This is a genomic window from Nonomuraea sp. MG754425, assembly GCF_021699195.1.
Lineage (GTDB): Bacteria > Actinomycetota > Actinomycetes > Streptosporangiales > Streptosporangiaceae > Nonomuraea.
Map to the genome: position 1 here is coordinate 1 of NZ_SSXE01000145.1, position 21,143 is coordinate 21,143.

Annotated in this window: 17 protein-coding genes; 10 read left to right on the forward strand and 7 right to left on the reverse strand. The window is 72.6% G+C overall.

Features of this window, described 5'->3' with window-relative positions; genetic code table 11:
• Positions 1-73 precede the first annotated feature (73 nt).
• Both FAF44_RS37745 and FAF44_RS37750 read right to left on the reverse strand, forming a co-directional pair.
• Positions 74-1,642, reverse strand: a complete 1,569-nt coding sequence (locus FAF44_RS37745; RefSeq protein WP_237108157.1) for an alkaline phosphatase — start codon at positions 1,640-1,642, stop codon at positions 74-76.
• A 103-nt stretch (positions 1,643-1,745) separates the two neighbouring features.
• The gene (locus tag FAF44_RS37750; RefSeq protein WP_237108158.1) at positions 1,746-2,483 is read right to left on the reverse strand and encodes a DeoR/GlpR family DNA-binding transcription regulator; all 738 of its coding nucleotides are present in this window, start codon (positions 2,481-2,483) and stop codon (positions 1,746-1,748) included.
• Between the two features lie 252 nt (positions 2,484-2,735).
• On the opposite strand from FAF44_RS37750, the gene FAF44_RS37755 reads away from it, so the two are divergent.
• From FAF44_RS37755 to FAF44_RS37765, 3 genes are read left to right on the forward strand one after another with little or no spacing between them, the layout of a single operon-like run.
• The gene (locus FAF44_RS37755; protein WP_237108159.1) at positions 2,736-4,043 is read left to right on the forward strand and encodes an extracellular solute-binding protein; all 1,308 of its coding nucleotides are present in this window, start codon (positions 2,736-2,738) and stop codon (positions 4,041-4,043) included.
• Complete coding sequence (locus FAF44_RS37760; RefSeq protein ID WP_237108160.1) at positions 4,040-4,951, forward strand: carbohydrate ABC transporter permease; 912 nt, start codon at positions 4,040-4,042, stop codon at positions 4,949-4,951. The genes FAF44_RS37755 and FAF44_RS37760 overlap by 4 nt, the downstream gene beginning before the upstream one ends.
• Entirely contained in the window at positions 4,948-5,760 is an 813-nt protein-coding gene (locus tag FAF44_RS37765; RefSeq protein ID WP_237108161.1) for a carbohydrate ABC transporter permease, read from the forward strand. The genes FAF44_RS37760 and FAF44_RS37765 overlap by 4 nt, the downstream gene beginning before the upstream one ends.
• 25 nt (positions 5,761-5,785) lie before the next feature.
• Here the strand turns inward: FAF44_RS37765 and FAF44_RS37770 are convergent, their stop codons facing one another.
• The gene (locus FAF44_RS37770; RefSeq protein WP_237108162.1) at positions 5,786-7,090 is read right to left on the reverse strand and encodes a PP2C family protein-serine/threonine phosphatase; all 1,305 of its coding nucleotides are present in this window, start codon (positions 7,088-7,090) and stop codon (positions 5,786-5,788) included.
• 122 nt (positions 7,091-7,212) lie between these two features.
• Between FAF44_RS37770 and FAF44_RS37775 the strand changes: the two genes are divergently transcribed.
• From FAF44_RS37775 to FAF44_RS37785, 3 genes are all read left to right on the forward strand, one after another.
• A complete protein-coding gene (locus FAF44_RS37775; RefSeq protein ID WP_237108163.1) occupies positions 7,213-8,379 on the forward strand; it encodes a S1 family peptidase in 1,167 nt (388 codons plus the stop codon).
• A 66-nt stretch (positions 8,380-8,445) separates the two neighbouring features.
• A complete protein-coding gene (locus FAF44_RS37780; RefSeq protein WP_237108181.1) occupies positions 8,446-9,624 on the forward strand; it encodes a hypothetical protein in 1,179 nt (392 codons plus the stop codon).
• 423 nt (positions 9,625-10,047) lie between these two features.
• Positions 10,048-10,602, forward strand: coding sequence for a MurR/RpiR family transcriptional regulator (locus FAF44_RS37785; protein ID WP_237108164.1), 555 nt, complete (start codon positions 10,048-10,050; stop codon positions 10,600-10,602).
• Positions 10,603-10,615: 13 nt separating this feature from the next.
• On the opposite strand, the gene FAF44_RS37790 is transcribed toward FAF44_RS37785, so the two are convergent.
• Entirely contained in the window at positions 10,616-11,251 is a 636-nt protein-coding gene (locus FAF44_RS37790) for a TetR/AcrR family transcriptional regulator (RefSeq protein ID WP_237108165.1), read from the reverse strand.
• Between the two features lie 99 nt (positions 11,252-11,350).
• Between FAF44_RS37790 and FAF44_RS37795 the strand changes: the two genes are divergently transcribed.
• Both FAF44_RS37795 and FAF44_RS37800 read left to right on the forward strand, forming a co-directional pair.
• On the forward strand, positions 11,351-12,091 hold the full coding sequence (locus FAF44_RS37795; protein WP_237108166.1) for a CPBP family glutamic-type intramembrane protease: 741 nt from the start codon (positions 11,351-11,353) through the stop codon (positions 12,089-12,091).
• An 81-nt stretch (positions 12,092-12,172) separates the two neighbouring features.
• Positions 12,173-13,447, forward strand: coding sequence for a serine hydrolase (locus FAF44_RS37800; protein ID WP_237108167.1), 1,275 nt, complete (start codon positions 12,173-12,175; stop codon positions 13,445-13,447).
• 42 nt (positions 13,448-13,489) lie between these two features.
• Here FAF44_RS37800 and FAF44_RS37805 read toward each other — a convergent pair whose 3' ends face one another.
• A complete protein-coding gene (locus FAF44_RS37805; protein WP_237108168.1) occupies positions 13,490-14,998 on the reverse strand; it encodes a choice-of-anchor I family protein in 1,509 nt (502 codons plus the stop codon).
• 330 nt (positions 14,999-15,328) lie between these two features.
• On the opposite strand from FAF44_RS37805, the gene FAF44_RS37810 reads away from it, so the two are divergent.
• Positions 15,329-17,545: a GH92 family glycosyl hydrolase gene (locus FAF44_RS37810; protein WP_308193450.1), complete on the forward strand. Its 2,217-nt coding sequence runs from the start codon at positions 15,329-15,331 to the stop codon at positions 17,543-17,545.
• Positions 17,542-18,816 (forward strand): glycosyltransferase, encoded by a 1,275-nt coding sequence (locus FAF44_RS37815; RefSeq protein WP_237108169.1) that lies wholly within the window; start codon positions 17,542-17,544, stop codon positions 18,814-18,816. The genes FAF44_RS37810 and FAF44_RS37815 overlap by 4 nt, the downstream gene beginning before the upstream one ends.
• A 17-nt stretch (positions 18,817-18,833) precedes the next feature.
• On the opposite strand, the gene FAF44_RS37820 is transcribed toward FAF44_RS37815, so the two are convergent.
• Positions 18,834-19,820, reverse strand: coding sequence for a helix-turn-helix transcriptional regulator (locus FAF44_RS37820; RefSeq protein ID WP_237108170.1), 987 nt, complete (start codon positions 19,818-19,820; stop codon positions 18,834-18,836).
• A 116-nt stretch (positions 19,821-19,936) separates the two neighbouring features.
• Positions 19,937-20,965 carry a hypothetical protein gene (locus tag FAF44_RS37825; RefSeq protein WP_237108171.1) on the reverse strand — a complete coding sequence of 343 codons (1,029 nt, stop codon included), beginning with the start codon at positions 20,963-20,965 and terminating at the stop codon, positions 19,937-19,939.
• Positions 20,966-21,143: the final 178 nt, after the last annotated feature.

Consider the following 21,143-nt stretch of genomic DNA (forward strand, 5'->3'; position numbering starts at 1 on the left):
GGTCAGGGTGGCGGTCAACGTGGTGGCCGCGGTCAGCGCGGCGGCGGTGCGTACCCGCATGATCGGCTCCTTCCTAGAGCGCCCGCAGGCCGGGCCTGCCGTCGAGGGTGACCAGGCTGGCGCGGGTGGAGACGGGCGCGCCGGGCCGGTCCACGTACGGGACGACCTTGAAGTCCGAGCGCCACTGGGCGCGCGTGACCTCGCAGGAGACGTAACCGCGCTGGTAGCTGGAGAAGCGCAGGTGCGGGTTGGTCGGGTCGGAGCCGCCCGCCGGCACGCCGGCGCCGGCGTCGCCGTTGCCGCCGCTGCTGATCGAGGTGCAGACGAACTCGACGCCGACCGGGGCCGAGGCGGGGTCGTCGAAGTCGGTCCTGAGGTCGCCGGCCAGGTTGTAGTGGATGTCGCCGGTCAGCACCACGGGGTTGCTCACCTGGCGGTCGGTGAGGCCGGTGAGCAGGCGGTCCTTGGCGGCCCGGTAGCCGTCCCAGAGGTCCATGCTGAGCCGCTGGGCCGGGCCGGGGTCGTAGTCGAGCTGCATCATGGCGACCTGCTGGGCCAGCACGTTCCACCTGGCCCCGGAGGCGCCGAGGCCGTCGAGCAGCCAGCGTTCCTGCTCGGCGCCGAGCATCTGCCGCGCCGGGTCGAGCCGGTCGGCGCAGTCCACCTGCTGGCCGTCGCCGCAGACCTGGTCGTCGCGGTACTGGCGGGTGTCGAGCACGTTGAACTCGGCCAGGTCGCCGAAGGTGAACCTGCGGTAGATCCGCGCGTCGGGGCCCTCGACCGAGGGCACGCGGACGGGCATGTTCTCCCAGAAGGCGCGGAAGGCGTTGGCGCGGATCACGAGGTAGTCCTGCTCGGTCACCTCGCCGCCGGGGCCGAAGCGGCCCGCCCAGTTGTCCAGCACCTCGTGGTCGTCCCAGGTGACGATCCAGGGCGCGCTGTGGTGGGCGGCCTGCAGGTCGGGGTCGCTCTTGTAGAGGCCGTACTGGACGCGGTAGCGGTCGAGGGTGTCGCACTGCACCCGGAACTGCTCGGGCACGGGGGTGGCGCGGTTGCCGCCGGTCGGCACGATGCCGTACTCGTAGATGTAGTCGCCCAGGTGGAAGACCACGTCGGGGGTCTCCTCGGCGAGGTGGCGGTAGGCGGTGTAGTAGCCGTCCTGCCACAGGGCGCACGACGCGAACGCCAGGCGCATCGACTCGGGGCCGCCGCCGGGCGCGGGAGCGGTCTTGGTGCGGCCGACGGGGCTGAGCTCGCCGCCGGAGCGGAAGCGGTAGAAGTACTCCCGGCCGGGACGCAGGCCCTTGGCGTCCACGTGCACCGAGTGGCCGTACTCGGGGGTGGCCCAGGTGGAGCCGGAGCCGACGCGGCGGGCGAACGCGTCGTCCTCGGCGATCTCCCAGTCCACCCGGATCCTGTTGTACGGCAGCCCGCCGAGCGGTTCCAGCGGTTCGGGCGCCAGGCGCGTCCAGAGGATGACGCGGTCGGGGAGGGGGTCGCCGGAGGCGACGCCGAGCCGGAAGGGGTAGCGGGGGCCGGCCGTGGCGGGCTTGGTCCAGGGGTCTGCCAGGTCGGTCGTGAAGGCGAGGGCGAACGCGGCGCTGCCTAAGCCGAGGAAACCCCGGCGTGAGGGGTGCGGCATGCTGCTCCCTGGTCTGGGGCATGGTGCGGGGGTGAAGCCCTCACTTTGTAGCAAGCGGGCTCGCTCTTAACAAGATGCGAGTTACAAGTAACGACCAGAGACGTTAAATCTCGGCCACCCGGACGTCCCCGTGGTGGTCGCGCAGCCGCTGCAGCAGGTCGGCGGGGGCGTTGGCGTCGACCACCACCACGTCGAACTCGTTCAGCGGGGCCACGCGGTGCAGCGCCACGCGGGCCAGTTTGGAGCCGTCCACGGCCAGCACCCGGCGGGACGCCGAGCCCAGCATCGCCCGCTTGACCAGCACGATCTCCTGCTCCTGGTGGTAGGCGTACTGCTCGGAGACGGCCGAGGTGGACACCACGACCAGGTCGGTGTTCACCGCCTCGACCGCGTCGACGCAGCCGACGCCGAGAAACGAGTCATGGGCGGCGTGATATTCACCGCCCAGCGCGATAAGCCGGATGTCCCGCACGGCGGCCAGCAGCCTGATCGCCTCCAGGAAGTTCGTCACCACGGTCAGCGGGGCCAGCTCGCCCAGGTGGCGGGTCACGGCCAGGGCGGTCGTCGAGTCGTCGAGCATCACCGAGCTGCCCGGCTCGATCAGGCCGGCCACGACCCTGGCGATCGCGTCCTTCTCGGCCGTGTGCGCCTTGAGCCGGTAGGCGATGTTGCTCTCCCACACGTTGCTGGCCCGCGCGGTCGCCCCGCCCCTGACCTTGCGCACCATGCCCTGGCGCTCGAGCTCGTCGAGGTCGCGGTGGACGGTCATCAGGCTCACGCCGAAGCTCTCGGCGAGCTCGGTCACGGAGACGGAGCCCTGGCGCACGATGTGCTCGGCCATGCTCTGCCACCGAGCGGACCTGCCTGCGGTGTGCTGACGCGCATTCACCAATGTCTCCACCCTGTTCGGACGGCTGCGAATCCTACCCTTGACACTCCGCTCGGGCGACTCGTACCCTCCACCCACCGCTACTTTTAACATTTTCGCTTGTTAAATTTAACAGGCATTAAAACGTTCGCATCACCATCCGGCCGCGCGCGCCGGATGCTCTCGGGGAAGCTCAGCACTCGCACGACCGAGGAGACAGCGACAATGACCGACCTGCTGCACCACGCCAGGGTCAGCCGCGGCCAGTTCCTGCGCATGATGGGCGGTCTGGCCGCGGCCACCCTCGCCACCACCGCCTGCTCCACCAGGCCGGACACCACCGCGACCACCGGAGGCGGCGAGGCCGCGACCGAACTGAAGTTCATCGGCGTGGCCGACCAGAAGACGCCGATGGACGAGCTGGCCGCCGCCTACCGCAAGGCCGTGCCCGCCGTCCGCGTCACCGCCTCCTACGCGCCCACCGACCAGGTGCAGACCTCGCTGCGCACCCAGCTCGGCGCCGGCAACGCCCCTGACCTGCACGTCGTCTACCCGGGCAACGGCAGCGCGATGTCGATGAGCCAGATCGCCGGGGCGGGCCTGCTCGCCGACCTGTCGCAGCAGGCGTGGACCGGGACGATCCCCGCCGGGTTCAAGCCCGCCTTCCAGCTCGACGGCAAGACCTACCTGTACTCCGCCGGGTCGTCGGTGATCGGCGCCGTCTACAACAAGAAGGTCTTCGAGCAGGCCGGGATCGACGCGCCGCCGGCCACGTGGACCGAGTTCCTGGGCGTCTGCGAGAAGCTGAAGAAGGCCGGGGTGACGCCCATCGCGCTCGGCGCCCAGACGCCGTGGGTCACCCAGCTCATCACGTACGCGCTGGTGCCCTCCACCGTCTACGCCAAGGACCCCTCCTTCGACGACAAGCAGCTCGCCGGGCAGGCCGGGTTCGCCGGCTCCGGCTGGCAGCAGGCCATGGAGATGTACCTGGAGCTGCAGAAACGCGGCTACTTCAACGACAAGCCGAACGGCACCACGTTCGAGCAGCAGACCTCCATGGTGGCCACCGGCAAGGCGGCCATGGCCATCCAGGTCTCGGCCGTCCTGCCCGACTTCCGCAAGGCCGCCTCCTCGCCCGACGACCTGTCCATGTTCCCCGTGCCCGGGGCCGACGACCCCGCGCAGGTGTGGATCCCGGCCGGCGTCGTCGTCGGGCTCGGCGCCTCCGCCAAGGGCCGCAACGTCGAGCAGGCCAAGGCGTTCATCGACTTCCTCGGCCGCCAGGAGAACGTCAACGCCTGGGCCAAGGCCATCGCCGCCATCCCGCTCACCCAGGACGCGAACTCCGCCATCGATCCCGCCGTCGAGTCGTTCCTGCCCTTCACCAAGGACCGCGCCGTGCCCTTCATGGACCAGCGCTGGCCGAACGCGGAGGTCCAGCCCGTGCACTTCGCGGTCGTCCAGGAGTTGCTGGCCGGCGACTCCACCATCGGCGAGGCGCTGAAGAAGATGGACGAGGCCTACCGCAAGTGACTCCCGTGACCGCGGGCCGGGCCCGCCCCGCGCGCGTCCGGCGGCGGCGCTTCACCCCGGCCTCCCCGTCGTGGCTGTTCGCCGCGCCCGCCCTGGCCGTGTACGCGCTGATCGTGCTCTACCCGGCCCTCGCCGGTGTCGTCTACGCCTTCACCGACTGGAGCGGCATCGGGCGCGAGATGTCCTTCGTCGGCCTGGCCAACTTCCGCACGCTGCTCGGCGACGAGCAGGCCATGGGCTCGATCGGCAACACGCTGCTGCTCACCGTGGCCATCGTGCTCGTGCAGAACGGCGTCGGGCTGCTGCTCGCGCTCGGCGTGCACGCCAGGCTCAAGAGCCGGGCGCTGCTGCGCGTGATCTTCTTCGCGCCCGTCGTCGTCAGCCCCGTCATGGTGGCCTTCCTGTGGAAGTACATCTACAACCCCGACCCGTCCTCCGGCCTGAACGGGCTGCTCGGCCTGCGCGTGGACTGGCTCGGCGACCCGTCCGTGGCGCTGTGGTCGATCGCCGGCATGGTCGTGTGGCAGTACGCCGGCTACTCCATGGTCATCTTCCTGGCCGGTCTCGAAGGCGTGCCGCGCGAGCTGCACGAGGCCGCCATGATCGACGGGGCGGGCACCTGGCAACGCTTCCGCTACGTCACCTGGCCGCTGCTCGCCCCCGCCGTCACCATCAACCTGATGTTGTCCACGATCGGCGGACTCAAGCTGTTCGACCAGGTCTTCGCCGCCACCGGCGGCGGCCCCGGCTACGCCACCGAGACCCTCTCGACCGTGCTGTACAAGCAGGCGTTCGTCTTCGGCAAGTTCGGCTACAGCACCGCCGTCGCCCTGGTGCTGGCGCTGTTCGTGGCGGCGGTGTCGTTCGTCCAGGTCTACTACCTGCGAAGCCGGGAGGTCAGCGCGTGAGAAGGACGTTCCTGCTGGAGATCGTCATGATCGTGGCGGCGGTGGCGTTCCTGTTCCCCGTCTACACGCTGGTGGTGCTGTCGCTGAAGGACCCGGCGCAGATCTCGCAGACGCCGCTGGCCCCGCCGGCCCCGCCCACCCTGGACAACTTCACCGCCGCGTGGTCGGCGGCGGCGCTCGGCCCGTCGCTGGTCAACAGCACGGTCATCACCGCGGTCAGCCTGGCCGCGCTCATCGCGCTCGGCTCGTTCGCCGCCTACTTCCTGGCCCGCGTCCAGACCCGCCTCGGCTACGGCCTGTACGTGCTGTTCCTGCTCGGCATCGTGCTGCCCTTCCAGCTCGGCATGATCCCGCTGTACGAGCTGGTCAGCGACCTCGGGCTGATCGGCACGCACGCCGGGATGGTGCTCTTCTACACCGGCGTCCAGCTCCCGTTCACCGTCTTCCTCTACACCGGCTTCATCCGGGCGCTGCCCCGCGAGTACGCCAGCGCCGCCCAGATCGACGGCGCCTCGCACCTGGTGGCCTTCACCCGCGTGGTCTTCCCGCTGCTGCGGCCGATCACCGGCACCGTGCTGATCCTCAACGCCGTCTTCATCTGGAACGACTTCTTCACGCCGCTGGTCTACCTCGGCGGGTCCGGCTACGAGACGGTTCCGGTCAGCGTGTTCGCCTACGTCGGCCAGTACGTCTCCCAGCACGGCCTGGTCTTCGCCGGGCTCGTGCTCGGCGCGCTGCCGATCGTGCTGGTGTTCCTGGCGTTGCAGCGCTACGTCATCAAGGGCTTCGCCAGCGGGCTCAAGGGCTGAGGCCCCCCGGGACGTCGCGCGGGCCTCACCCGCGCCGCGCCCTGGGGGGCGGCGTGGGCGCCTCCACCGGCACGCCGGTCAGGGCCTCGGCCTCCGCCCGGGTGTAGGGGGTGCCCGGCCACTCGACGAGGAGCACGGTGGCGTCGTCGCGCAGCCGCTGCTCGTGATACTCGAGATGGTGGTGGATCAGCCGCCGCAACGTCTCCGGCACCGGCAGCTCGTCGGCCTGGTGGCGGATGAGGAAGTCGGTGAAGCGCTCCATGCCGAACTCGTCGTCGTGGCGGTTGCGCGCCTCGGTGATGCCGTCGGTGTAGAGCAGCAGCCGGTCGCCGGGCTGGAGCTGGGCGTCGCACACCGTCACCGGCAGGTGCAGGCCGGTGCCGGCCGGCGGCCCCGGCGGGCAGTCGAGCTCGATCGTGGCCCGGGTGCGGACGATCACCGGCGGATGGTGGCCGCAGTTCACCCAGACCAGCTTGCCGCTGCCGACGTCCAGCGTGGCGAGCAGGCCGGTGGCGAACCGCTCGCCGCCGAACTGCTCCGTGAGCGCCTCGTCGATCCGGACCGCCGCCCGGACGAGCCCCTCGCCCAGGTGCCGGCTGTTGCGCAGGGTCGTCAGGGCGAGGCTCGCGGTCAGGCCGGCGGCGGTGTCGTGGCCCATCGCGTCGAAGATCGCCAGGTGCGCGACGTCCGCCTCCAGGGCGTAGTCGTAGACGTCGCCGCTGACCTCGTACGCGGGCTCCATCACCGCGCTGATCACGAGCCGGTCGGTCGCGAACGTGCGCTGCGGCATGATCCGCCACTCCATCTCCGCCGACACGCTCATCCGCCTGCGCCGCACCAGCTTGGCGTAGGTGTCGCTCAGGGGCCGCTTGGAGACCACGAGCAGCGCCACCAGCCCGGCCAGGCGCTCCATGTCCAGCAGCGTCTCGGCGTCCGCGCCGGGCGCGCCGATCCGCAGGACGCCCAGCCGGTCGGTGCCGTCCACCAGCGGCACCCACCACTGGCGCGGATCGCGCACCGAGGCCGGCAGGATCCGGCCGTGCTGGAACGCGCGGCCGGCCACCGTGCCCTCGATGCCGATCTCGTCGCGCTCGCCGACCCCGGCCGGCGTCGGCGCGCCGCTCAGCGGCGACAGCACCTCCTGCTGCAGGTCGGCCAGGTAGATCCGCACCTCCTGCAGCCCCACCTGGGCGGCGTGCTCGGCCACCAGGTCCGGGATCTGCTCCAGCGTGGACGTGTGGCTCGCGGACAGCAGCGCGCCGAGCATCGCCGCACGCGCCGCCGCCAGCCTGTCCGAGCCGGAGTCGTCGGCCTTGTCGTGTGCGGTCATGTACATACCGTAACCGGCCGGCTCGTCCGGGCCGCGCGCCCCGCCATATCACCGGGAACCGGGGTTGATCGGTAGGGGTGCGGAACGGCGGGGGCGGGTAACGGTGTCGGCAGGAGGTCCCCATGAAGCCCGTCCGCCCGGCCGCCGTGCTCGTCCTCACCACGTTACTTCTGCTGACCGGCACACCCGCCGCTCTCGCCACGCCACCTGCCACGACATCGGCCGCGACATCGGCCACGACATCCGGCCCGACGGGTGTGGAGCCCGGCATGGAGCGGGCCATGCGGCGCGACCTCGGGCTCAGCGCGGAGGGGGCCGCGTCGCGGCTGGCCGCCGAGGAGCGCGCCCGCCGTGCCGAGCCCGCCCTGCGTGCCGCGCTCGGCGACCGCTTCGGCGGCGCGTGGCTGACCGGTGCGGGATCGCTGGTCGTCGCGACCGTGGACGCGGCCGACGCGCCGGCCATCGCCGCCGCGGGAGCCCGGCCCCAGGTCGTCGCCCGGTCGCTGGCCACCCTCGAAGCCGTACGTGACCGGCTGGACCGGGCGGCCGGCCAGGCGGGGCCCGACGTGCACGGCTGGTACGCGGACGTGCCCGCCAACGACGTCGTGGTGCTGGCCGCCGACCCCGCCCGCGCCGCCGCGTTCGCCGCCGCCGCGGGCGCCGACCCGGCCCTCGTCCGCGTCGAGCCCTCGTCCGCCAGGCCCGTCCCGTACGCCGACATCCGCGGCGGCGACACCTTCTTCGTCGGCGACTCGGCCCGCTGCATGGTCGCCTTCACCGTGCGCCAGGGCACCACGGGCGGGTTCCTCACCGCCGGACACTGCGGGCAGCAGGGCGACGTCGCCCTGACCGGCCCCGGCGGCACCCCGATCGGCGTCTTCGAAGCCTCCTCCTACCCGGGCGACGACTACGCCTGGGTGTCGCTCTACCCCGGCTGGACGCCCCTCGGCACCGTGACCGCCGTCGGCGGCGAACGTCCCGTGCGGGGGTCCACGCCCGCGCCGGTGGGCTCGTCCGTCTGCCGGGCGACGCCGGTCTCCGGCTGGCACTGCGGGACGGTGCAGCAGCGTGACGTCACCGTCTCCTATCCCGGCGGCACCGTCACCGGCCTGGTGCGCACCAGCGTGTGCGCGGAGCCCGGCACGTCGGGGGCGCCGTTCCTGTCCGGCGACCAGGCCCAGGGCATCACGTCCGGCGGCTCCGGCGACTGCGCGGTCGGCGGCTCCACGTACTTCCAGCCGGTGCAGGAAGCCCTCTCGGCGTACGGGCTCACGCTGGTCACAGGCTGACTGCGATAGTCAGTGATTGTGGGGGTACTTGGGGCAGATGAGAAGGGTGTGCACCAGAATGGGGTGATGGCATACCCTCAGCAGCCCCACCCCCACGGGGCCGGGACACCGCAGGGGCCCCAAGGGTACGGGCCGCCACCAGGCCGGGGCACGCCCGGCTATGGTCCTCCACAGGCCCCTGAACAGCAGGAACACGGTCAACCCGGTCAGCAGGGACACCAGCCGCCACCTGGCTACGGGCCACCACCCGGCGGCCAGGACGGAGCCGGGCAAGGCCAGTACGGCCAGAACCAGTACGGGCACAACCAGTACGGCCAGAACCAGTACGGTCAGAGCGGGGCCCAGCAGGGTCAGGGCCCGGGTCAGTACGGTCAGAGCGGGGCCCACTACGGGCCGGGCCCCGGCCAGTACGGGCAGGCCGGCCAGCCGCCCTACGGTCAGCCCCCCGGCCAGTACGGCTACGGGCACCAGCCGGGCCCGCCGCCCTACGGCCCCGCGCCGGGCAACTCCACCAACCGCGTGCTCATCGGCGTGGTGGCCGTCCTGGCGGCGCTGCTCCTGCTCGGCGGCGGCGCGTTCGGCGCGTACGCCCTCCTGGGCTCCCCGGGCCCGGCCCCCACCGGCATCGCCCAGCCGACCACCTCACTGCCCGCTCCGCCGTCGTCCGCGCCCCCGACCTCCGCCCCGCCGTCGTCCGAGCCGCCTACGGCGACCGGCACTCCCGAGCCCACCGACCCGCCCAGCACGTCCACCAACCGCTCGGACGAGCCCCTCGCGCACTCCGAGTTCGGCGACTGGAACTTCTCGCTGAAGGGTGAGAAGTACGCGGCGCGCAAGGTCGGCGGCTGGACGTACGACTCGTGCGACCCGCTGGACGCCGAAGGCGTGCTGGCCGACAACGACTGCGAGAGCGCCGTCCAGCTCGCGTACACCGCCTACGGCGGGAACCTCAAGGCGGTGCAGATCATCGCGTCGTTCCCCAAGACGGGCGACGCCAAGGCGACCGCGAACGCGCTGAAGAACTCCGCCGACACCAAGGTGGCCTGGCGCAGGAGCAGCGCCCACAGCAGGTACGCCTACGGCGCGATCTACACGGGCTCCTACCTGAACTACCTGGTCGTCACGGTCGTCACCGCCAACCGGTCGGCCCAGCCGAAGGCCAAGAAGTTCCACACCGCCATGCAGTCCGACCGCGGCGTCTATCTCTTCCTCGGCCGCCAGAAGGAACGGGTCGTCACCAGTTAGCCCCCCGGAGGCCGGCCGCCCTCATCTCCACGGCCCGGAGCCTGGCGGGCTCGCGCACCGCCCGGACGCGCTGGTCGCACCGCGGCCCTGATCGGCAAGCCGATCCCCGGCCGGCCCATCGGGACGAGCGCCAGCGGGTGACGTTCCACCGGGGACGACGGCCGGAGAAGATCCACAAGATTCGGTTTCGGGGGACGGACTGGTGTCGCCAGATGGGAGAATTCCCGGCAATGTTGGGCGTTCGTCCCGGACATGGTGGGTTTCGGCGCCGACGGGTTGACGCCCGCGGGCTCCGTTCGTCCACCACGGGCGGCAGCCCGATCCCGCAGCGATCGAAGTGGAGCGAAGACACCGTGTCGAGCGAGGCATGGCCGCCCGGCCACGACCACGGCCCGCGACCCCGGCCGGGAGGCTTCCGGTCCCGTGGTTGAGCCTTCCGGCCGGGGCGCGCCCGGTCACGCCGCACCGGTCGGTCCCGGGGGTCTGGACGCGCTGCGTGCCACCGCGCGGGCGATCAGGTCCGCGCGGCGCACCGTCGTCGTCGGCTCCGGAGACGGGGCCGGGCCCGCCCAGGCGCTGGGGCGTCTCGGGCCCGTCCTGGGGCATGACGTCCGGCTCGCGCTGGGCTCGTCCACCGCGCAGGCCGTGCACATCAGCCAGTTGCAGGCGGGCGACTGCCTGGTCGTCCTCGGCGTGCGGCCACCGGCTCGCGGGCTGCGCGGCCTGACCCGGCTCGGGCGGGAACGCGGCGCCACCGTGTGCGTCCTGACCGAGCCGCGCTCCTCCCGCCTCGCGGAGGACGCCCACCACGTGGTGGTCACGCCGGTCGAGGGTTTCCGCGACGGGCCGTCGCGCACGGCGATGGCCGCCGCCGTCCAGGGCATCCTGGCCGAGCTCGCCGGCACCGACCCGGCGCACGCCTTCGGCGCGGTCCGGCAGGTGTGGGACGACCTCGGCGTGGTGGACGACCGGCCCTGACCGGCGGAGCGGGTCAGGGCCGGTGCGGGGGGTTCGCCGCTCCGGGCTCGGCGAGGGCCCGGTGCCAGAGACGGGTCACGGCCCTCAGGCGGGCGTCGGTGTCGCCGTCGTCCTGCGGCTCGAGCAGCGCGCCGTGCAACTGCGCCTCGATGCCCTGAACGGCCAGCAACGCGCTCAGCCCGGGGTCGGGGCCACCGGCCCCCAGGCGGCGCAGCTCGTCCGCCAGCGCCCCGGCGATCCGCCGCTCGGCCTGGCGGAAGCGGCTGACCAGGCCGGGGGTGCGGGGAGCCTGGTCGTACAGCAGGCGGTGCAGCGCGGGCCGGTCGGTGTGCAGGGCGGCCACCTCGCCGACCAGGTCGGCGAGCAGGTCCGGCAGGCACGGACGCCGTTCGGCGGCGCGCGCGAAGACCCGGCCGACCTGCTCGGCGCTCCGGTCGAGGTAGTGCTCGGCCAGCGCGACCAGCAGGGCGTCCTTGTTCGGGAAGTACTGATACAGCGAGCCGATGGACACCCCGGCCCGTTCGGCGATCTTGTTGGTGGTGGTGCCGGCGTAGCCGTGCCGCTGGAAAAGCTGAGCCGCCGCCTCCAGGATCGCCTCGACCGTCTCCCGGGAGCGCTGCTGGCGGGGCTGTTTGCGGGGTGTGAGCACGAGCCTCCGATGCGAGTACCGAAAACTGAGAATAGCTCGCATTATTGAGGCGCGGGCCGATCGGCCCCTTTTCTTCCCCTCCCGGACGGAGACGTCTTCGTGCTGCCCGATCTCCTGGCCTACGCCGCTCGGATCCTGCCCGGCCTGCTGCTCGTCGGCGCGGGGTTCGTGCTGGCGCGTGCCGACCGCGACCCGCTGGCGCGGATCATGGTGCTCGTCCTCGGCTTCGTCCTGGTCAGGGATGCGATGACGCCGATGGGGTTCTGGCGGCTGGGGGCGGCGGGCGGTGTTCCGTGGCTGCGCTTCACCGACCGGGCGGGGATCCTGGTGCTGCTCGGCCTGGGCACGGTGGCGCTGACCGCGGCCGTGCTGCTCCTGGACGCGGGGCTGCGCTCGACGGTGCGCTGGGGTCGGCCCACCCCGGTCACGCTCGCGTGGGGTCTCGGCGGCGGTGTGCTGGCCGCCGGGCCGGTGCTGCTGCTGTCGACGGCGACACCGCAGGCCGGACGCGGCGGCGCGGTCGCGGTCGCGCTGCTGCCGGTGCTGCTGCTGTTCAGCCTGTCGGGCAACCTCGCCGAGGAGGTGCTGTTCCGCGGCTTCCTGCAAGGACGGCTGGAGCGGCACGCCGGGCCGGTGCGCGCGGCCCTGCTGTCGGCGCTGCTGTTCGCGGCCTGCCACGCCTTCCTGGCCTCGACGGTGACCGACGTCGGCTGGCCGCTGCTGGCGTTCACCCTGTACGAGGGGCTGATCTGCGCCTTCCTGCGGCTGCGCGACGGCGTCATCGCCGCCGCCCTCGCGCACGGAGTGGCGATCTTCCTGCTGGCCGGCGCGTTCGTCTGAACCGCTGGGCACGCACCGGTCAGAAGAGGAGATAACGGAAAAACCACACGGGAAGGCCGCTGATCCACTAGACATCTGGTCATGACGACGAACGATTCGCAGGCGTCCCCGACGGGCGGCCTGAGCAGGCGGCGGCTCCTGGTCACGGGCGCCGCCGCGTTACCCGCACTCGCGCTGGGCAACTCCCGGCCGGCGTTCGCCGCGACGGTCCAGACCGCGGGCGTCGCGCCCGCCGCGCTGGTCGGCTTCGACAACGTGATGAAGACCTTCATCGTGGAGCGCAAGATCTCCTGCGCGCAACTGGCCATCACCAAGAACGGCAAGCTCGTGCTGGCCAGGGCCTACCGCTACAGCGACGACCCGGCCGTGCCGAAGTTCACGCCCACCTCGCTGTTCCGCCTCGCGAGCCTCAGCAAGCACATCACCGCCGTGGCGATCATGAGACTGGCCCAGGACGGCAAGCTGAGCCTGGGGGCGTCCGTCGCCACCCTGCTCGGCCTGCCGACCACGGGCGACGCCCGGCTGGCGAACGTCACGGTGTGGCGGCTGCTGCAGCACACGGGCGGCTGGGACCGCGACATCTCGGGCGACCTGCTGTACATGGACCACACCATCGCCGGCGCGCTCGGCGTCACGCTGCCGATCAGCCGCGACCACATCATCCAGTACGCCAGTGCGCGCCCCCTCGACTTCGCCCCCGGCAGCCGGTACGCCTACAGCAACTACGGCTACCTGCTGCTCGGCATGATCGTCGAGAAGGTGTCGGGCCTGTCCTACGAGTCGTACGTCCAGCAGAAGATCCTCGCACCGGTCGGCATCACCCGCATGCGGCTCGGCCGCACCCTCAAGGAGCACGCCGCGACCGGCGAGATCGTCTACGAGTCGGCGCAGACGAGCAAGACCGTCACGGACGCGTCCGGCGAGCGGGTGCCGGCGCCGTACGGCGGCTTCAGCATGGAGAACCGCGGGCCGGGCGGCGGCTGGCTGGCCTCGGCCGTGGACCTCGTGCGCTTCGCGCGCATCCTCGACGCCCCCGGCGCGGTGCTGAACGCCACGTCCATCGGCAGGATGGTGGCCAAGCCGGAGATCGGCGTCACGGCGGGCGGCTCCTGGTACGGGGCCGGCCTGTGGGTCCGCCAGGTGACCGGGCACCTCAACACCTGGCACAGCGGCGGGCTGCCGGGCACCTACACCTACACCGCCCGGCTCCAGAACGGCTTCACCTACGCCGCCCTGTTCAACCGGAACCAGGAGACCGGATCGCTGTCGTTCGACGTGCTCAGCCCGCGCATGAACGCCGAGATCGGCGGCGTGACCACCTGGCCGACCACCGACCTGTTCCCGCGCTACCCGTGACGGCCGGCGGGGCGGGCGCCCGCGCGCCAGCCCCGCCGCCGGCTACGCCCTGATCTCGAAGACGGCGGTCGTGCCGCTCACCTCGTTGCCGACCACCAGCAGCGGCGTGCGCGTGGGGCTGTCGGCCGCGGGGATGAACAGCACGCCCTCCGGCCCGACGTCCCCGGCCGTGCCCGCCTCGACGTCGCCGGTGAAGTCACGGGTGTTGACGTAGCCCGCCATGCTGGGGTCGCGCGGGTCCGACAGGTCGTAGGCCACGATGCCGCCGACCCGCTCCAGGCCGGCGAAGGCGTACGTGCGGCCCCGGACCGTGCCGACCGCGACGCCCTCGGGCTCGGGGCCCTTGTTGTCGCTGCGGGAGTCGAAGGAGTCGTTCTCCTCGTTGTCGGAGTTGAACCGCTCGGGCAGTTCACGGGCGACGAGCCGTTCGAGCTCGCTGCCGGAGTCCCAGATCAGCGAGCCGTCGGCGGCGCGCACGGAGACGGACCGCCCGCCGAACGCCCGCAGCTCGGTGTACCTGCCGTCGGCGTCCTTCGGGGAGTCGGCCAGCACGGTCAGCCGGCCCAGCTCGGCGTCGCGCTGCAGCGTGGCCGCGTCCGGGAACGCCGTCGGCGACAGCTTGGCGTCCTTGACCCGGATCTCGTCGCTGTGGCACTCCCAGTCGCGGCTGTCGCCCTCGTTGGCGGTCACCAGATAGGTACGCCCGCGCTCGCGGAAGTGGGCGATCGCGTCCGGCATGTACACGCCCTTGACCGGATGCGGGCGGATGTCCACCTTGCCGTCGCGGTCGGAGGCGTCCAGCGCGTTCGCCTCCTGGGCGTGGTCCTTCAGCCCGAGCGGCACGATGTCGCGCACGGTGGCCCGGTCGAGGTCCACGATGGCCAGCGCGTTGTTCTCCTGGAGGGTGACCCAGGCGGTGCCGCCCTCGGTGGTGACGTACTCGGGCTCCAGGTCCTGGGCGGCGCTCGCCCCCGGCCCGCTGATCCGCACGCCCTTGGCGCGCAGCGCGTCCTCCTTGCCGTTCCACGCCTGGAAGCCGGCGGTGCGCACGGTGCCGCGCCGCACGTCGATGACGCTGATCGAGCCTTCGGGGTCGTTCACGGCCCCGGCGCAGTACGACGTGGGCTCGCCCTCGTTCGCCACGACGACCCGGCGTCCGTCGGAGGTGAAGGTCAGCATGTCGGGCAGGGCGCCGACGGTGACCTCGCGCCGCTTCGCGCCGGTCCTGGCGTCGAAGAAGGCCACGGTGCCCGGGTCGGTCTTGTCCGCCGCCTGCTGCGCGACCGCCACCAGCCCGTCGTGCACCGCCACGCTGTTGGCGCCGGGGGTGGCGAGGGTGGCGACCTTGCGCGGCTGACGCGGGTCGCGGATGTCGAGCACGTCCACGGTGCCCTGCTCCGCGTTGACGACGAACACGCGGCGGGTCCTGGCGTCGTACGCGGTGATCTCCGCGGCCCCGACCCCGACGGCGCCGGCGGAGTAGCGGCCGAGCAGGGACAGCTCGAGGCCGGAGGGCTGCGGACGGGCGGCTGCCGCAGCGGGAGGAAGCATGGCGAAAAGCGACAAGGTTGCCGCCGCCAGATAAATCGGGGTTTTGGTCTTCATGTGGCGGAGTGTCACGATCTCCGGTGAACGCTGTCAACCCCCCGGATGACGAACGGCTGAACCCCGGCTTTCGACTGCGCGCCACCACCCGGACGGACCTGCGAAACGAGGCGAGCACCCGCACCCCCGCCCCCGCCGGACGGGCGGGACGTCCGGTCACCTCCCGTTCCGTCCCCGTTCCGCCGGGCCGTGGGCGCGCGGAGTTCACCTGGACGAAACCTACCGCCGTCCGGCGCTCGGTAGAGTCCCGCCATCCTTGACAACGTTGACCCCTTCATCGGCACCGCGGCGACAGACCTGCCACGCGCACACGGTCTGGCCGCCACTTGGTGGTGGCCGAAACCGCAGGTGGGGAACACCCACCCCGGCGCCACGTCGCCGCTCGGCATGGTGTCCGCCTGCGCCTACTCCGGCGCGTACCCGACGGGGTACGGGCGCTACGCCAAGAACACCGAGGGCGTGCCCGAGGAGATGTTCCAGCGGCTCCAGGCGTCCGGGTTCACCCACTTCCAGCAGTCCGGCACCGGCGCGATCCGCAAGTACTACAACTACGTCCGGGTCACCCCCATGGTGCAGCCCCTCGACGCGCTCGGCGAGTCCTGGCCGCTGCACGACGAGGTGGCCCAGGCCGGCTACTACGCGGCCACCCTCGACCCCGGCATCCGCTGCGAGCTCACGGTCGGCACCAAGGTCGCCGTGCACCGCTACACCTTCCCCGAGCACGGCAGCGCCCGCGTCGTCGTCGACCTGTCGTGCGGCGGCCTGGCCATCGACCTCGGCCAGACCGTGCCGGTGCGCGCGCAGGTGGAGAGCATGGGCCACGGCCGGGCCCAGGGCACGGTGGTCATGGAGGGCGTCCCGCTGTCGGTCTACGTCGAGGTCGACAGTCCGGGCTGGCGGCAGATGCTCTGGTACGACCGCCGCCTCATCGACGGCGGCACCCGCCTCGACTTCGACAGCATCCGGCACACCACCCTGCGCCCCTTCGGCATGCTGTTCATCGGCCCGTCCGCCCCCGGGCAGACCGTCGAGGTGCGCATGGGCTTCTCGCTGCGCGGCTGCGAGCAGGCACGGGAGAACCTGGAACGCGAGTGCGGCCGGTCCGGGCCGGCGTTCGACGCCGTACGCGGGCACACCCGCGACCGCTGGGCCCGGCACCTCGGCCGCGTCCAGGTCGAGGGCGGCACCCCCGCCCGCCGTACCGTGTTCGCCACGGCCCTCTACCACGCGCTGATCAAGCCGTGCTTCGCCGACGACGAGAGCCCGTTCTGGCCGACCTCCGGGCCGTTCGCGTTCGACGTGTGCACCATGTGGGACATCTACAAGACCCAGCTCCCGCTGCTGGCCGCCATCGCCCCCGAGCGGGCCGCCGACCTGCTGGAGTCGCTGATCCGGGTCTGCGAGGAGGAGGGCAACTTCCCCATCGGCTACCGGATGTCACGCGGCGCTGACCGGTTCTTCCGCCAGGCCAGCGCGCTCGCGCACACCGCGCTGGCCGACGCCCACGCGCTCGGCCGTACCGACCTCGACTGGACCTGGGCGCTCGTGCACATGGTCGGCGACCTGCGCCGCGGCTACGGCGAGGACTTCTACGAGCGCGGCGTCGTGCACCCCGTCACCCACACCCTCGACCTCGCCTACGCCCACCACTGCACCGCCAAGGTGGCCCGCGCGCTGAACGACCGCGGCCTCGCCGACGACCTGGAGGAGCGCGGCCACCACTGGCGCAACGCCTTCGACGCGACCACGGGCCTGCTGCGCGACTCGGAGTTCTACGAGGGCGGCAAGTGGAACTACTCCTTCCGGCTGCTGCACGACATGGCGGCGCGGATCGCGCTGGCCGGCGGCGACGAGGCGTTCATCGGCAAGCTCGACCACTTCTTCGGCTTCGGCGCCGCGCCGGTGCCGCGCCCCGGCCGGCGCCCGCGTCCGGCCGAGATGAGCGCCGGGTACGCGCTGAACCGCTTCGAAGGGCTGAACAACGAGCCCGACATGGAGGCGCCGTGGGCCTACCACTACGCGGGCCGGCCCAGCCGCACGGCCGACGTGGTGCGGGCGGCGCTCACCTGGCAGTTCGGCACCGGCCCCGGCGGGCTGCCGGGCAACGACGACTCCGGCGGCCTCAGCTCCTGGTACATCTGGGCGTCGCTGGGGCTGTTCCCCGTCGCGGGCCAGAACCTGTTCCTGGTCAACGCGCCCGCCTTCGAACGGGCCGTGCTCAACGCCGGCGGCAACGAGTTCGTCATCGAGACCAGCGGGCACCGCGACACGCCGCTCGGCGTCGAGGGCCTCGACCACGACCCGCCCGCCCAGTACGTCCAGGAGGCCACGCTCAACGGCAAGCCCCTGTACGCGACACACCTCAGCGCGGCCACCGTGCACGAGGGCGGCCGGCTGCACCTGCGGCTGGGCCCCGAGCCGTCCGCGTGGGGGAGCGGCCTGCGCCCCCCGTCCCTTTCCGATCCGCTCACGACACCGGAGGAACCACGATGACTCACCCCCGTCGCCGTCTCGTCATCGTCGTCCGGGCCGACCCGGTCATCTGCGGTCACTCCGGCGAGGCGCGTAACCTCGCCGAGGTGGCCCTGACCCGTGGGTTCTCCGACGTGCGGCTGCTGACCTGGCCCATCCCGGCGCTGCGGGCGGCGGGGCTGCCGCTCAAGCCGCTGGACCGGCTGCTGCCCTACAGCGCCGGGATCACCGTGGAACGGCCGGAGCCGGTCGGCGACTACCGGGTGCCCGACGGCCGCCACCAGGCCGGGCTCACCGGCCGCCTGGTCGAACTGCTCGCCGAGCCGATCCCCACCGTCTGCCTGTCGATGTACCTGGCCCCGCACACCTCGGTCGTCGTGGACGCCGTCGCCGCCGCCCGCGCCGCCGGGTACGCGCCCGACGTGCACACCATCGCCAAGGCGGTCGGCTCCGACGTGACCAACGTGATCCGCTCCTGCCTGCGGGAGGGCCGCTTCGGCGCGGCCACCGTGCTGTTCACCACGTTCCTGGCCAACGACGAGGTCGTCGCGGTCTCCGGCTACACCCGGGAGGAGATCATCGCGGCGGCCGAGCAGGTGGACGCCCACTGCGGCACCGCCTTCGCCGAGCAGTGCCGGCGGCGCGTGACCGTCAGCTACCCGCCGATCGACTCCGCCGCCTTCCTCGACCTCGACCCGGCCGAGACCGAGGCGGCGCTCGCCCGGCGCGGGCTGGAGCGCGACGGGTACGTCCTGTTCCTGTCGCGGGTGACCCGGGCCAAGGGCATCGACGACCTGCTGACCGCCTTCGGCCGGATGCGCTGCAGGGCGCGGGTGCGACTCGTCGTCGCCGGCACCGGGCCCATGCTGGAGCAGGCGCGGGCGATGGCCCGCCACGACGACCGGGTGGTCTTCCTCGACGACGTCGACGACCGGGAGAAGGCGCTGCTCATGCGCGGCTGCGCGGCGTACGTGCTGCCCACCAAGCCCGAGCCCGACTTCGTCGAGACGTTCGGCATCGCGCTGGCGGAGAAGATGCTGGCCGGTGGCGGGCCGATCGTCACCACCACGACGGGCGGCACCCTGGAGGCGGTCGGCGACACCGCCGTGGTCGTCCCGCCCGGCGACGTCGCCGCCCTGGCCGAGGCCGTGGACCGGGTGGTGCTCGACCTGACCCCCGCCGAACGGCTCGACCTGGAGCGGCGGGCCCGCGCCCGCGCGCTGGGCTTCGACCGGGCCGTGGTGTTCGACGAGCTGTTCCCCGAGGAGGCGCCCGCCGCCGAGGTCGCCTGAGCGGGCGGCGCCGGAGGTCAGATCCAGTTCTCCTCCTTGGCGCGCAGCGCGGCCTGGAAGCGGTTGACCGCGCCGAGCCGGGCCATGAGGTCGGCCACGTAGCGGCGGTACGTGCGCACCGAGATGTCCAGCTCGCGGGCGGCGATCTCGTCCTTGTCGGCGCGGGCCATGACGGCGAGCACCCGCTGTTCCATGTGCGACAGGCTGGGGTCCTTGGCCGGCGGGTCGAGGTAGTCGGCGAGGGTGGTGGCGGGCTTCCAGAGGCTCTCGAAGTAGATGACGAGCTGGGAGATCAGGCCCGGCTCGCGCACGATGAGCGCGCCGGTGGAGTGCGCCTTCGGGTCGATGGGGACGACCGCCACGCTGCGGTCGTACATGAGCATGCGGTCCATCGGCTGGTCGGTGACGCGGATCTGGGCGCCGAGGCGGCTCAGCTCGCGCAGGTACTCGACCATGCGGGTGTCCTGGAGGGCGTCGGGGTGGAAGATCTCGCGCAGGGCCAGGCCGCGACGCAGCGAGCGGGTGTCGAGGGGCAGGGCGGACTCGATCATGAGCTCGTTGAAGGGGCCGCCCGGGTGCAGGCAGAGCGTCTCCTTGTGGGAGAAGAAGGCCAGGTCGTCGAGGCGCTGCCGGACGCGGGCGCCGCTCTCGACCCGCTCGATGTCGAGGGCCGGGGCCGACCGGTCGCCCTGGTTCTTGTCGTCGAGGAAGCTGGTGATGGCGTCCCGGGTGCCGAAGACGCGCCGGATCTCGGCGTTCAGCTCCTCCAGGCGCTGCTCGACGAGACGCTCGATGGCGGTGCGCGGCTCGGTCGCGGTGATGCGGTAGCGATCGCTCAGGTCGATCATGCCGAGCCGGTCGAGGACGTCGATGGCGGTCTCGACCGTGTCGGGGTCCATGCCGAGAGCCTCGGGGATGCTTCCGGCGCTCTGCCCCGGATTGCGCAGGAGGTGGCGATAGACCGCTTCGGCGTCGGGAGTGATGCCGATGACGGACAGGTCCATACGTTGCCTCCCCGGGGCTGGGCGGCCGTGGCCGGGCTTGTTTCCATTATCGGAACCGGGGACGTCGCCGCTGCTCGCAGCGTGCGCTCCCGCCCGCACGGCGACAGGCGCGGCCGTCAGCCGACGGGACAGGGGAGCAGGGTGGGGGTGACGCGGTAGCAGAGGGCGCCGGGGCAGACGACCTTGACCGCCTCCCCGGTGACCGGCGTCTGGCCGGGGGCGGTGGCGCGGACGGCGATGGGCTCGTGCCCGAAGCGGCGGGCGGCGATCTCGGGCCAGCCCGACGGCCGCAGCCCGCTGACCTCGTCGATGATCCGGGGGTCCGCGTCCACGCCGAGGCGTTCGAGGTGGGTGGCGTAGTCGGCCTCCCGCTGCCAGACGGCGAAGCGGCGCAGGCACTCCCCGAGCGCCAGACCGGCCCACGGCTCCGCCTTGGCGGCCATCGCGCGCAGGAACGCCTCGCAGACGGCCGCCTTGACGCCGCGTCCGGCCGCGACGGCGAGCGTGCCGCCCTCGCCGCCCACGACCACCATGGCCACCTTCGCCTCGGGCGCCGACAGCACGAACGCCGACACGCGCAGCCCCAGCCCGGAGGCGGCGGCCAGCACCCCGTCGGGGAGCAGGCGGCCGAGCCAGCCCGAGACGCGCAGCAGCGGCTCGCGCGGATCGGCCCACCAGCGGGCGACCACGTCGTGCGCGACCAGTTCGGCGACCGCCTCGGCCACCCCCTGGTCGACCACGCCGGTCAGCGCGGGCTCCACCCGGCAGTCGCGCTCGCCCGCCCACACGACCTCCACCGGCACCCGGTAGCGCCGGCCGCTCAGCAGGCCCACCCCGCCGGCGTGCAGGCGCAGGCTCTCGGGCGGGTCGCTGACGAAGTCCGCCAGGCGCAGTTCCTTGCCCGGCCACGAGTCCGGACGTCCCGGCTCGGGCAGGCCGTGCAGGTGGCGCAGGGCGCTGACCCGGGCCAGCGCGCGGGCGCGGGTCTGCGCCTCGTACCCCGCGAACCCGGCGGTGACGGCCGCGAGCGGCGGAGCGGCCGACTCCGCGTAGGCCAGGTGGACCGCGCCCCCCAAGCAGTCGGCGACGTCTCCGGCCACCTCACCCGACGTCGCCGGCCACGGGCCCGCAGGTGTGGGTGCCATAGCGTCTCCTTCGGAGCGTGACGGCCGCCGGCATCGCGCTCAACCAACGCAAACCGGGGCGTCTGCCAGAGCATCAGTACAGTCGCGGCGCTCCGAGCCAGTCAACGCCCGCCCGGCCATCCCGCACTCTTGGAGAAGGGTGGCATCAAGCTGTCACCCGCGCCATCTTGCTGACTCG